Raw genomic sequence first — 12311 nt, forward strand, 5'->3', positions numbered from 1 at the left:
TTTATCAGTTACCCGTGGCTGTTCTCCGACAACACGCCCCCGTCTCTGACCCGACGGAGTCGGCCGCGCGACGCCGTACCGCGCCGTCGTGCGGGCGAGGTGAGGACATGAAGATAGATCCCGACAACTACGACTTACGCGAACTCCGGCGCATCGCCGACGAACGACGCAGCGACCGAAACGGCACCGACGACGGCGGACGTCGGCGGGGCCGCGACGGCGGTCGACCGCCCCGCGAGGACGCCCGCCGCCCGCGGGACCGCTCGACCGGGGGCGGAGCCGACGACGACGGGTTCGACTACCGGGACGGTCGCGACCGGTACGACGAGGACCGCGGGTACGGCGACGCCGATCGATACGACCGCCACGACGGCTACGACGACTACGGCGCCGACCCGCGCGGTCACTCCCGCCGGGACGACGGCCTCCGCCGCCCCTACGAGGGGTACGACGACCACGCCCGGGCGCACGACCAGGTCCGTCACGCCGACTTCCTCGCCGGCCGCTACGGTCTCGGCGGCGGGCGCCGGGACGGCGGCGACCGGGGGTACGACGAACTCGGGTACGAACGTCGCTCCGGGGGTCGCGGGTACGACTTCGAGGAGGTCGGCAAGTTCCGCTTCGACCAACCCGTGCGCGACCGACCGCGCGGCCGCGCCGGCGAGGCCCTCCGCAACAACCAACTCGAACAGCTTCTCATCCACGAGACGGCGGCCGCCGGCGGGTCCCTGGAGAAGCCCTACCTCTCCGAGGTGCCGAAGGAGTACGCCGCGGAACGCGTCGTCTTCGACTGGCTCGAATTTTTGGTCCTGAAGGGCGGATTCAAGCGGACGATGGACGCCTTGCGGTACTACTACGCCGTCGAGTGGATCACCGAGGAGGTGGAGGTCGAACTGCACGACTACCTCATCGGCTTCTCGGGTAACGTCTCCGACACGTCCGAGTTCGACGTCGACGACCACCACCTCAGTCTCCTCCACGTCGCGCAACTCGCCTCGATGGCCGGCGGAGTCGACGAAGAGCCCACGATTCGGCCCGCCAGCGCCCGACGTCGCTGACTGTCTCCGTTCTTTTCCTGTCTTCTGTGCTGACCAGTCGCATTACGGACAAGACTTTTATCCTAGTTGCGCCACGGAGGGGTATGGTGGAGGATGGAACTGACAACGACGCATCGTTCGACGACGAAACCGCAGACGGGCCGACGCCCGTCGGGGTGAAATTGGGGAGTACGCGGACCATACTCCAGTTTTACGACGAGGATAACGAGTTGAAGACGGTCCGCACGCTCACCTGTCTCGCGACGTACGAGGACGCCATCACCGGCGACGAACGCGTCATCTACGGCGAGCAGGCGGCGCAGGAGTACCCCGACAGAGTCGAGTACATGCTCCGTTCGGGCCTCCCGGAGGACGACGAGGGCGCGGCCTTAGCGCAGAAGTTCTTCACCGAACTCGTGACCGCCAACGGCCTCGACGCCGACAGCGCCGTCGTCTACGCGATTCCCACTATCGACAACGAACCCGGTCTGAAGAACCTCAACAGCGTCATCGAGGAGAGCCCGGTGGGGGGCGCCCTGGTTCGGAGCTTCCCCGAGTCGCTCTGCGGGGCGATTCCGGCGTTCGGCGACGACTTGGAGGCCATCGACAGCGTGTTCGTCGCGGTCAACATGGGGTCGACCAACCTCGAAGCGTCGGCGTACCGACACGGCGAACAGCTCTCGCCGTTCGTCTCCGGCGCCGTCACCGGCAACGAGGTGGACCGTCGCATCGCCAACGCCGTCGAGGAGGAGACGCAGGGCCGGGTCAACGTCGACCTGACGACGGCCCGCGAGTACAAGGAGGAGCACGCCGACTTCGACGACTTCGAGGCGTTCACCGACGTCATCCAGCAACCGGGCGGGGGCTCTCACGAGTTCACCATCGAGCGCTCCGTGATGGAACCGCTGGACGACTACCTCGACGACGCCGTCGACGAGGTGGCGAACAACTTCCTCGCGGAGTTGGCCAACGACCACATGAAGCCCTACCAACTCGCCCTCTCGAAGCCCATCGTGCTCACGGGCGGGATGGCGTGCATCCCCGGCATCGTCGAGGAGTTCGAGACGCGCCTCTCGGAGGAACTGAACCGCGACGTCGAGGCCACCTCGGCCGACCGACCCGACCTCGCGCCCGCCGAGGGCGCCCGGCGCATCGCCGAGCGACTGGCGAAGTAACCGAAGTACCCGGTTAGGACGCTCCTTCTCTGAACGCTCGGACCGCCTCGCGGTCCGGGAGCGCGGTCATCGCGCCCGCCGCGGTGGTCGTCACCGCGGCCACCGCGTTGGCGAACGCCAGCGCCTCCGAGAGCGGTTTCCCCTCGACGAGCGCCGCGACTATCCCGGCGGTGAAAGCGTCGCCCGCGCCCGTCGTGTCCACGGGGTCCACGTCGTAGCCGCCGTGCGAGACGACCGACACCTCGTCGGCGCCCGTCCCCGCGCCCCCGTCTCTCCACGGCGACGCCTCGGTCGTCGCCGCGAGCGACCCCTCGCCGCCGAGCGTCAGGAACACCGTGTGCGGCCCCGCCTCGGTTATCTCCCGGGCGATGTCGGCCGGGTCGCCCTCGTAGTCGAGTTCCGCGAGGTCCTCCGGCGTCGCCTTCACCACGTCGGCGAGTTCGAAGGCCTCCGCCACGGAGTCGCCGTAGTCGAACTCGTCCCACAGTTCGGGGCGGGCGTTGGGGTCGAACGACACCGCGGCGCCGGCGTCGCGGGCGCGGCGCATGAGGTCCAGCGTCGCCTCCCGCGAGGGTTCGTCCGTCAGCGTGACGCCGCCGACGTGGACCCACTCGGCGGCGTCGAGCGTCGCGTCGGGGACGCCGCCCACCTCCATCCGGGTGTCGGCCGTCCGGTCGCGGTAGAAGGAGAACCCCCGGTCGGCCTCCTCGCCGAGGGCGACGAACGCCAAGGAGGTTTTCGCCTCCGCGTCGCGTTCGACCAAGTCGGTGTCGAGGCCCGCGTCGGCCAGCGTCTCGACGAGGAAGTCGCCGAACGGGTCGTCGCCGACCCGCGTCGAGAACGCGGGCGTCTCGTTCAGGTGCGAGAGGCCGACGGCGACGTTCGCCGGCGCGCCGCCGGGACGCCGCGTGAACGACTCCACGTCTCGGAGCGAGCCCTCGCGGTCCGGGAGGAAGTCGATGAGCGTCTCGCCGGCGACGACGACGCGCGGCGCGTCGCCGTCGGTCGCGGTGGTGTCGATGTCGTCGGGCATAGCCCGTCGTACGGCCAGCGGGTAATTGAAACCACCACACCGCGCCGCGGCGGCGGGAAAGCCGCGCGTTGAAGTCGGTGGCCCCCCTCCGCGTCTGTATGCCGACCGACCCGCGCGACCCCCTCGCCGCGTTCGACGACGCCGTCTTCGGCCGCGTCGCGCGCGAATCCGGTATCGAAGCGGCCCGACTCCGCCGCGTCGCCGCCGCCCACCAGCGCGGCGTCCGGTCGCTGCCCGGCGTGGACGACATCGTCTACGAGTGGCGGCGGACGCTGCCGTCCGACCCCCTCGCGGAGCGCCGCGATGAGGCGTACTTTCTCGCCGTCGACCCGACGGTGTGGACGGAGTTCCTCGACGCACTAGACGCCACGGACGAGGAGGGCGACGCCCTGCGTGCGGTCCACCGCGAGCAGTTCGCGGCGTCGCTGGGCGCGGACGCGGTCCCCGAGGACGGCGGAGACGAAGGCCGGCGCGCCGTCCCCCTCGTCCTGACTCGACCCTAACCCCCGTCGTCGGCGCTTTCAGATGTTCGCCGCGAACCGAGTTTAACCGCCCGATGAGCCGGCGAAAGCGGCGGTTACGGTCTCCCGGTCGCTCGTCACGTCGTCCATAACGATACCGGAGGGAGGACCACGAAAGGTATGGACGACAGCGAGCCCCTCACCCCGGAGGAACTGGACTTCCGCCGCGACCCGAGCGTAACCCCCCTCGGCGACGGCCGGTACGTCGTCGCCACCGCCCGCGACGACCCGCCGACGCCGGGAGGCCGAACCTCGCGGACGCGACGCGAGGCGGGGCAGTCGGACAGCGAGGAACGGTCCGACGGCGATTCGGCGGCGGGAATGAGCGCCGAAACGGAAACGGTCGACTCGGAGGACCCGGACTACTTCGTCCGCCTCGCCGCGCGCACGGACGAGGGGACGTTCGAGACGCGCGTCGCGGACGACGATATCGGCGCCGTCTGCGCCGCGATGCTGCGGTGGTACGCGCGCCGCGTCTCCCCCGAGGACGACCCGGCGGAGGTACTGTCGGTGCTGCTCTCTCGCTCGGAGTTCGCCTTCACAGCCCCAACTGCCGACCGATGACGAGGTGCTGAATCTCGCTGGTCCCCTCGCCTATCTCCATCAGTTTCGCGTCGCGGTAGAACCGCTGGGGGGCGAAGTCCTCGGTGTAGCCGTAGCCGCCGAGCACCTGCACGGCGTCCTCGGCCACCTCGCGGGCCGCCTCGGAGGCGTCGAGTTTCGCCAGCGCCGACTCGGTGGTGACGCTCTCGCCGGCGTCGTAGCGCGTCGCCGCCTTGTGCGTCAGGAGGCGCGCGCGTTCGGTCTTTCTGTGCATGTCCACGAGTTTGTCGCGGATGGCGTCGAACTTCGAGATGGGTTTACCGAACTGCTCCCTGTCGCCGGCGTACGTCTTCGCCGCTTCGTAGGCGCCCTGCGCGAGTCCGGTCGACAGCGCCGCGATGGAGATGCGCCCGCCCTCCAACGTCTTCATCGTCTGCGTCCAGCCCTCTCCTTCCTCGCCGAGCAGTCGGTCCTCGGGGATGCGGACGTCGTCGAAGGCGAGTTCGCACGTCGGCGAGGAGTTCAGCCCCATCTTCTCCCACACCGTCGTCACCTCGAAGCCGTCGTCGTTCCGCGGGTCGACGATGAAGGTGGAGATGCCGTCGTAGCCTTCGCCGGGGTCGGTGACGGCCTTCACGAGGACGGAGCCGGCGACGTTGGCGTTCGTGATGAACTGCTTCGTCCCGTTCAGCACCCACTCGTCGCCGTCCTTCTCGGCCGTCGTGTCCATGTCGCTGGCGTCGGACCCCGACCCGGGTTCGGTCAGCGCCCACGCGCCGAGATGGTCGCCCTCGGCGAGGGGGCGGAGCCAGCGTTCCTTCTGCGCCTCGGTGCCGAACGCCTCGATGGGTTTGGAGCCGAGGCTGACGTGCGCCGCGTAGGAGAGGCCGATGCCGCCGGAGACGCGCCCGAGTTCCTCGGTGACCAGGGCGTACATCAGTTGGTCGCCGCCGAGTCCGCCGTACTCTTCGGAGACGGGGACGCCGAGCATGTCGAGGCCGGCCAGTTCCTCGAACACCTCCTCCGGGAAGCGGTGCTCGTCCTCTATCTCCTGTGCGATGGGCGAAATCTCCTCCTCGCAGAACTCCCGGACGGTGTCCCGTATCATCCGGTGCTCGGAGGGCAACTCGAAGTCCATGCGAACGAGTTCCCCCGTCGGCGCAATAAACCAATCGAACGACCGTGATGGATTCGTTCTCGCGGCGTGAGAACGGCCGCCGCGGCTATGAGACGCGAGCGAGAACGGTCGCACATGTACGAGCGCATCCTCGTTCCGACCGACGGAAGCGACCCCGCCGACGGGGCGGTCGAACACGCCGTGGACCTCGCGAGCACGTACGGCGCCGAGATTCACCTCCTCTTCGTCGTCGACATCCGGTCGGCCGGACAGGGCGAGTGGGCCTTGGACGCCGAGGCCGTCTTCGAGGCGGGGCGAAGCCACGGCGAGACCGTCGTCAACGAGGTGGCCGACTACGTGCGCTCGAAGGACGTGGCGGTGACGACGGCGGTGCGGACCGGCGTCCCGCCCGAGGAGATACACGACTACGCCGACGAGGAGGCCTGCGACCTCGTCGTGATGGGGACGCACGGCCGGACCGGGCTGGACCGCTACCTTCTCGGGAGCGTGACGGAGAAAGTCGTCCGACGGTCGGACGTGCCGGTGTTGACCGTCCGGACCGCGTCGTCTGATTGAGAGCGGCGCCGGACGGGAATCGGACAGGACAGTTATACCCTCCGCGCTCTTTATCCAGTCTCATGGAACTCCGCCGCCTCGTCCGGGGGCGCGTGGATTGGCCCCGTCTGGAGGCTGTCGTCCGCGAACTCCGAGAACGGTACGGACGCGAGGAACTGCACGTGCGCTTCCTCGAAGCCGACAACTGGCTCTCCACCCCCATGGTCGTCGACGACGAGTGGTTCGTCAAAGTCGTCTCCAAGCAGAACTCGCTGGTCCACGCCCTGTTCACCACCGGGCGCAACCTCGGCGCGTTCTCGTCGGGCACCGAGGGCTTCTTCGAGCACTTCGGGACCCCCTTGGAGATGGCCGAACACGAACTGGAAGCGACCCGCCGGATGCGCGAGATAGGACTGAACGCCCCCGAACCGGTCGAGGCGTTCGAAGTCGACGGACTCGGCGTCCTCGTCTTGGAGTATCTTCCACACTTCCAATCGCTGGACCGACTGGACCGCGAACGGGAGGAACAACTCGCGCCCGCCGTCTTCGAGGCGTTGCACACGATGCACGAACACGGACTCGCGCACGGCGACCTGCGGGCCGAGAACGTGCTCATCGTCGACGACGACGTCTACTTCATCGACGCGACGAGCGTGAGCGACGAGGGGGCCGAGGACTCCCGGTCGTACGACCTCGCGTGCGCCCTCGCCGCGATGGAACCGCTCATCGGCGCGAAGGCGACGGTCGACGCCGCGCTCGAATCGCACACCCCGGCGGACCTGCTCGCGGCGCTCGACTTCCTCGACTTCGTCAACATCCGCCCGGATCACGACTTCGACGCCGCGGCGCTGAAGGGCGTCATCGGACAGCGCGCGACGTAGCGTCTCCGAGTCGACTCGGAGGGTCCGAGGGCGGAACGAGAGAGACAGAGAACCGCGTTACTGGCCGGTGAGATGCTCTTCGAGGAGTTCGGCGTTCCGGACGTTCGACTTCCAGAAGACGTCGAAGATATCCCCGAGGATGGGGATGGAGCCCACGCCGAGGTCGACGGCGATGTTGAACAGCATCTTCCCGACGATATCCCGGTTCGCATCCGCCCGAATCGCTTCGCCGACGGTGTACAGCGAGACGGCGGCGGTCACGATGTCCCCCGAGACGGGGACGAGACCGATGAGCGAGTCGAGGCCGACGCTCTTGTCGGTGCCCGGAATCGTGACTGCGTCGTCCATGAGGTCCGCGAGGAGTCGAACGCGACGGAGCGCGCCCTCTTCCTGCGGAGAGAGTCTTGGTTCTGACACGCTCCGAAATACCCCGCCGAGACGGGTGACTCTGGTGGCCGTATACTCATGCTCACGCGGTCCCGACCGTCGCTCGCCGTCGTTCGCGGGCCGGCGTCGCCCCGTCGGCCGGTCGGCGCATCGTTCCCGAACGACCATGCTTTTTGTGCGCGGGCGTCTGCGACGTGATATGGCTACACACGCATCGAACGGCGACGGCGTCGCCCTTCCCGACGCGGTCCCCCTGGACGTCCGGTGTCTGACGCGTCTGAGCTGGGAGTTGGGGTCGCGCGTGGTCGACGACGAGGAGTCGACTCACGAGAGCGAGTGGACGCACGCGGACGCCCCCTGGCGGCTCTCCGTCTTCCGCGTGACGAACCACACGGACGTCCTGCGCGTCCGAACGCCGGTCGGTCGGGAGCGGTTCTACGGGGCCGTCGAGACGGACCTCCGCGAGGCGCTCCCCGGCCTCGAAGCCTCGGCCCACTGGCGGCGGTGCGAGTAGGCCCGCCGAGTCGGGGGACGCCGACGGCGTACATGGTCGGGTCGACCTCTAAGGGAGTACGTACCTCACCCACGAGGTAATGCTACCGCCCGTCGCGGACAACTTCGTCGCCGGAGAGGACGCCGAGACGATGCTCGACTACGTCGCGGAGACGAACGGGGAGGGCATCGCCGGCATCGCGAACCTCCTCGGCGAGCACTACGACGAACGGTCCGACGCGGCCGCGGATACGGAGGCGTACCTCGAACTCGCGGAACGCATCGACGAACGTGGTCTCGACTGCTGCGTCTCGGTGAAGCCCTCGCAGGTCGGTCTCGACGTCGGGAGCGACGTGTTCCGGCGCAACCTCGGACGCATCGTCGAGCACGCGGCAGAGCGCGGCGTCTTCGTCTGGGTGGACATGGAGGACCACGAGACGACGGACGCGACGCTCGACGCCTTCGAGGAGAACGCCCGCGAGTACGGCGACGTGGGCGTCTGCGTGCAGGCGAACCTGAAGCGCACCGGCGAGGACTTGGAGCGACTGGCGGACGTGCCCGGGAAGGTCCGCCTCGTCAAGGGCGCCTACGACGAACCGAAGACCGTGGCCTACCGCGAGAAAGAGACGGTGGACGAGAAGTACCGCGAGTACATCGAGTACGCCTTCCGGGAGTTCGACGGCGGCGTCGCCGTCGGCAGCCACGACGTCGGGATGATAAACCACGCCGTCGACTGCCACCGCGAGTACGGGACGCCGTTCGAGGTGCAGATGCTGATGGGCGTCCGCGAGAACGTCCAGCGACGGCTCGTCGGGTCGGTTCCGGTCTATCGATATATCCCCTACGGGCCGAAGTGGGTCTCGTACTTCGCGCGGCGGGTGCGCGAACGCAAGGAGAACGCCCTGTTCGCGTTGCGCGCCGTTCTCGGCTGAGTTCCTTTTCTTCTTCTTCTGCTTAGGCGCCCTCGTCATCCGGGTCGAGGAGCTTCGACTCGGCCTTCCGCAGGTGTTCGAGCAGCGTCGTCTTCGAGACGCCCGCCTCCGCGGCGAGTTCGCGCGTCGAGACGCCGCGCGGCCACTGGTAGTACCCCGATTCCCGCGCGAGTTCGAACACCTCCCGCTGCGTCGGCGTCAGCGTCCCGAGGCGGCGCGCCCGCTCCGAATCGACCGTCTCCGAGGAGGCGATGCGCTCGACGGTTATCTCCGCGCCGGACGCCTCGCGGACCGCGTCCAGCGCCGTCCCCACCTCGCCGCGTTCGCCGGTGAAACAGACGTCCCAGTACTCCGTGCCGTCCTCGATCCGCGTCGGCGCGCTGTGGACGAACCCGTGTTCGAGCAGCGTCGGACAGATCATCTCCCGCGGGTCGTACTCCAAGAAGAACTCGCGGGCGACCTGACCGGGGGCCACCCGCGCCGCCGTCCGCCCGAACCGCTCCTGTAGCTCCCTGACCTCGCCGCCGTACTCGGAGGCCTGAATCTCGTCCAACAGCGCCTCCACCTCGGCCGCCGAGTCGCCGTAGGCAGTGAACAGCCCGTTCACCGTGCTGGTCTCCGCGCCCGTCTCGGGCGCGTGGTAGATGGCGTGGGCGAGGATGCCCCCCGGGCGTCGCTTGGTCGACTCTATCGCCCAACACCGCGGGTGCCAGAGGTCGAGCGTCAGACGCGTCCCCGTCTGCGTTGCTCCGCGTGCGCTCATACACCACGCTCTCGCGCTACCGAGTGATATATCGTTCGTTGTTCTCACACCGCTCGCGGCGGGCGGCGCCGCACCGTCGGGGCCGCACCGTTCCGCCGTCCATGGGAGGGAGGCCGATTATTAAGTGAGGTTCGAGAATACTTCCTGTATGGCGAATCACGACGAAGTCTACCGACACTACATCGACGGCGAGTGGACCGACGGGATGGGCGAGGAGACGTTCGAGTCGGAGAACCCGGCGACGGGGGAGTCGCTGGGCGAGTTCCGCCGGGGCACGCCGGACGACGTGGACGCGGCGCTGGCGGCCGCCACGGAGGCCGAAGAAGAGTGGCAGGCGCTCTCGCACATCGACCGCGCGGAGTACCTCTGGGACATTTACCACGAACTGAAAGAGCGTCACCAGGAACTGGGCGAGGTCGTCACGAAGGAGTGCGGCAAGGAGATTAGCGAGGGGAAGGCCGACGTCACCGAGGCGTGGCACATGGTCGAGTGGGCCGCCGGCGACGCCCGCCACCCGAAGGGCGACGTGGTCCCCTCCGAGATTCCCGCGAAGGACGCCTACATGCGCCGGAAGCCCCGCGGCGTCGTCGGCTGTGTCACCCCGTGGAACTTCCCGGTCGCCATCCCCTTCTGGCACATGGCAGTCAGCCTCGTCGAGGGCAACACCGTCGTCTGGAAACCCGCCGAGCAGACGCCGTGGTGCGGACAGATCATCGCGGAGATGTTCGAGGACGCGGGCATCCCCGACGGCGTGTTCAACATGGTGCAGGGCTTCGGCGACGCCGGAGAGGCCATCGTCGACGACGACCGCGTCGACACCGTCCTCTTCACCGGGTCCGCGGAGGTCGGACAGGAGATCGCCTCGAAGGTCGGCGGTCAACCCGGCAAACTCGCCGCCTGCGAGATGGGCGGGAAGAACAACATCGTCGTCACCGAGGAGGCCGACCTCGACGTCGCCGTCCACTCGGCGGTCATGTCGTCGTTCAAGACGACCGGGCAGCGCTGCGTCTCCTCGGAGCGACTCGTCGTCCACGAGGACGTCTACGACGAGTTCAAAGAGCGGTTCGTCGAGAACGCGAAGAACGTCTCCGTGGGTGACCCCCTCGACGAGGAGACGTTCATGGGACCGCTCATCGAGGAGGGTCACAAGGAGAAGGTGACCAAGTACAACGAACTCGCCGAACGCGAGGACGTGAACGTGCTGGTCGACCGCACGGAACTCGACGCCGACGAGATTCCCGAGGGCCACGAGGACGGCCACTGGGTCGGTCCGTTCGTCTACGAGGCCGACGCGCACGAGAACCTCCGCTGCACGCACGAGGAGGTGTTCGGCCCCCACGTCGCCCTCCTGAAGTACTCCGGCGACATCGAGGAGGCCGTCGACATCCACAACGACACCGACTACGGCCTCGCGGGGGCCATCATCTCCGAGAACTACCGGCAGATAAACTACTTCCGCGACAACGCCGAAATCGGCCTCGCCTACGGTAACCTCCCGTGTATCGGCGCGGAGGTGCACCTGCCGTTCGGCGGCGTGAAGAAGTCGGGCAACGGCTACCCCAGCGCTCGCGAGGTCATCGAGGCCGTCACCGAGCGGACGGCGTGGACGCTGAACAACTCGAAGGACATCCAAATGGCGCAGGGACTCTCGGCGGACATCAAGACCCGCGAGGACTGAGGCCGAGTCGACGGCCCGCGGCGCGGCCCGCTTCCGCTCTTCTCTTCGTCCCGTTCCGGACGGTCGCGTGGCTCGAGAGCGTGAAGTACGAACCGCGTGCGGCGTTTCCTTGCGCCGCGTTGCGGTTCTGGGCGCGCGGTTGAGCGGCGCCGTGATGCGGTTGCCCCCGCCGGGTTCGAGGGCGTGACCGCGTGACGCCGCAGCGTCGATGCCGTAGCGGACCCCGTTCACTACGGCCGTGGTGCGGCGGGTCGTGCCGACTAGACGAGAAAAGCGTCTGTACGTCGGCAATACCGGCTAAGTGTGGCAAGTGGATAAAGCCTCCGGGTGATGCGAAGACGCGGCACACCGTCGGGGCGCGCGGTCGGTCCCGCACGGACGAACGACGAAGAACGGAAGGAACGGAAGACGGGGAAGAACGGAGAACTCGGGCGTGGTCAGAGGGGTGAGAAGAGACGAGCGAGTACGGGGACGGTCAGGCCGTCGTCTCCAGTTCCTCGCGGAGCGCCGCCTCCAAGTTGTCGAGTTCGCGGTCGAGGTTGCGCTTGAAGAAGCTCTCGACGCCGGGGAGTTTGCCGTCGACGACGAACTCGTTGTGCAGTCGACTGCCCGTCTCCGTCTCCTCGATGGTGTGCTCGCCGGTGACGCGCATCACCTTCGAGGTGCCGACGAAGCGGACGAACCGGGGCGGGTCGCGTTCGACGTCTTCGGTCTCCACCGTCGCGGTCGACCGCACGAGGGGGATGGGAAGCGACACCTCCCACGTCGCCTCGTGCGTCTCCGGGTCGACCTCGTAGCTCTCGACGACGCTGATGGCCTCCGCGCGTCGCCCGGGGTCGGCGATGAACTCCCAGACTGCCTCCGGCGGGGCGTCGAACTCGAACGCTCTGCTGACGCGGACGGTCATGTAACTCGGCTACGGGAGGGGAGTAAAAAAGCCACCCGACCTACCCGACGGTGACGCGCCACGTCGTCGATCGGGCGCGCCCCCACTTCTCTATCTCGACGTCCTCGGATTTCTCCGCGAGTCGAGGGAGGCGCGAACCGACCTGCTTGGCGGAGAGGCCGATGGCCTCGGCGATGTTCTTCGCCCGGAAGTATCGCTCGCCCGCGCCGACGCTCTCGCGCAGGTAGGCGATGATCCGCTGTTCTTCGTCGGTGTACTCACTCATTTTCACCGGTGGTAAGGGGGTTCGG

15 protein-coding genes are annotated in these 12311 nt (G+C 68.1%); 9 read left to right on the forward strand and 6 right to left on the reverse strand.

The features are described 5' to 3' along the window. Positions 1 to 107 precede the first annotated feature (107 nt). Positions 108 to 1058 (forward strand): FlaD/FlaE family flagellar protein, encoded by a 951-nt coding sequence (locus NDI79_RS02820; RefSeq protein WP_310926929.1) that lies wholly within the window; start codon positions 108 to 110, stop codon positions 1056 to 1058. 83 nt (positions 1059 to 1141) lie between these two features. Continuing rightward, positions 1142 to 2212: an actin-like salactin gene (locus NDI79_RS02825; protein WP_310926930.1), complete on the forward strand. Its 1071-nt coding sequence runs from the start codon at positions 1142 to 1144 to the stop codon at positions 2210 to 2212. Between the two features lie 13 nt (positions 2213 to 2225). On the opposite strand, the gene NDI79_RS02830 is transcribed toward NDI79_RS02825, so the two are convergent. Then, positions 2226 to 3245: a carbohydrate kinase family protein gene (locus tag NDI79_RS02830; RefSeq protein WP_310926931.1), complete on the reverse strand. Its 1020-nt coding sequence runs from the start codon at positions 3243 to 3245 to the stop codon at positions 2226 to 2228. A gap of 98 nt (positions 3246 to 3343) precedes the next feature. Between NDI79_RS02830 and NDI79_RS02835 the strand changes: the two genes are divergently transcribed. Both NDI79_RS02835 and NDI79_RS02840 read left to right on the forward strand, forming a co-directional pair. Then, entirely contained in the window at positions 3344 to 3748 is a 405-nt protein-coding gene (locus NDI79_RS02835) for a DUF8048 family protein (protein WP_310926932.1), read from the forward strand. Between the two features lie 138 nt (positions 3749 to 3886). Next, positions 3887 to 4330, forward strand: a complete 444-nt coding sequence (locus NDI79_RS02840; RefSeq protein ID WP_310926933.1) for a DUF7500 family protein — start codon at positions 3887 to 3889, stop codon at positions 4328 to 4330. Here NDI79_RS02840 and NDI79_RS02845 read toward each other — a convergent pair. Continuing rightward, positions 4305 to 5447 carry an acyl-CoA dehydrogenase family protein gene (locus NDI79_RS02845; RefSeq protein ID WP_310926934.1) on the reverse strand — a complete coding sequence of 381 codons (1143 nt, stop codon included), beginning with the start codon at positions 5445 to 5447 and terminating at the stop codon, positions 4305 to 4307. The two genes, NDI79_RS02840 and NDI79_RS02845, sit on opposite strands and share 26 nt — an antisense overlap. Positions 5448 to 5561: 114 nt before the next feature. On the opposite strand from NDI79_RS02845, the gene NDI79_RS02850 reads away from it, so the two are divergent. Continuing rightward, positions 5562 to 6002 carry a universal stress protein gene (locus NDI79_RS02850; protein WP_310927621.1) on the forward strand — a complete coding sequence of 147 codons (441 nt, stop codon included), beginning with the start codon at positions 5562 to 5564 and terminating at the stop codon, positions 6000 to 6002. A 62-nt stretch (positions 6003 to 6064) separates the two neighbouring features. After that, positions 6065 to 6862, forward strand: a complete 798-nt coding sequence (locus tag NDI79_RS02855) for an RIO1 family regulatory kinase/ATPase domain-containing protein (protein WP_310926935.1) — start codon at positions 6065 to 6067, stop codon at positions 6860 to 6862. Positions 6863 to 6919: 57 nt separating this feature from the next. Here NDI79_RS02855 and NDI79_RS02860 read toward each other — a convergent pair whose 3' ends face one another. Continuing rightward, positions 6920 to 7279: a DUF4112 domain-containing protein gene (locus NDI79_RS02860; protein ID WP_310926936.1), complete on the reverse strand. Its 360-nt coding sequence runs from the start codon at positions 7277 to 7279 to the stop codon at positions 6920 to 6922. A 169-nt stretch (positions 7280 to 7448) separates the two neighbouring features. Here NDI79_RS02860 and NDI79_RS02865 point away from each other — a divergent pair, with 169 nt between their 5' ends. Together NDI79_RS02865 and NDI79_RS02870 are read left to right on the forward strand one after the other, a co-directional pair. After that, on the forward strand, positions 7449 to 7763 hold the full coding sequence (locus NDI79_RS02865; RefSeq protein WP_310926937.1) for a hypothetical protein: 315 nt from the start codon (positions 7449 to 7451) through the stop codon (positions 7761 to 7763). Between the two features lie 79 nt (positions 7764 to 7842). Further along, complete coding sequence (locus tag NDI79_RS02870; protein ID WP_310926938.1) at positions 7843 to 8673, forward strand: proline dehydrogenase family protein; 831 nt, start codon at positions 7843 to 7845, stop codon at positions 8671 to 8673. A 22-nt stretch (positions 8674 to 8695) separates the two neighbouring features. On the opposite strand, the gene NDI79_RS02875 is transcribed toward NDI79_RS02870, so the two are convergent. After that, a complete protein-coding gene (locus tag NDI79_RS02875; RefSeq protein WP_310926939.1) occupies positions 8696 to 9436 on the reverse strand; it encodes a helix-turn-helix domain-containing protein in 741 nt (246 codons plus the stop codon). A gap of 148 nt (positions 9437 to 9584) precedes the next feature. On the opposite strand from NDI79_RS02875, the gene NDI79_RS02880 reads away from it, so the two are divergent. Continuing rightward, a complete protein-coding gene (locus tag NDI79_RS02880; protein ID WP_310926940.1) occupies positions 9585 to 11114 on the forward strand; it encodes an aldehyde dehydrogenase family protein in 1530 nt (509 codons plus the stop codon). A gap of 475 nt (positions 11115 to 11589) precedes the next feature. On the opposite strand, the gene NDI79_RS02885 is transcribed toward NDI79_RS02880, so the two are convergent. Together NDI79_RS02885 and NDI79_RS02890 are read right to left on the reverse strand one after the other, a co-directional pair. Beyond that, complete coding sequence (locus NDI79_RS02885; RefSeq protein ID WP_310926941.1) at positions 11590 to 12021, reverse strand: SRPBCC family protein; 432 nt, start codon at positions 12019 to 12021, stop codon at positions 11590 to 11592. A gap of 40 nt (positions 12022 to 12061) precedes the next feature. Continuing rightward, a complete protein-coding gene (locus NDI79_RS02890) occupies positions 12062 to 12286 on the reverse strand; it encodes a DUF7123 family protein (RefSeq protein WP_310923313.1) in 225 nt (74 codons plus the stop codon). Positions 12287 to 12311: the final 25 nt, after the last annotated feature.

The organism is Halogeometricum sp. S3BR5-2, from assembly GCF_031624635.1.
Lineage (GTDB): Archaea > Halobacteriota > Halobacteria > Halobacteriales > Haloferacaceae > Halogeometricum > Halogeometricum luteum.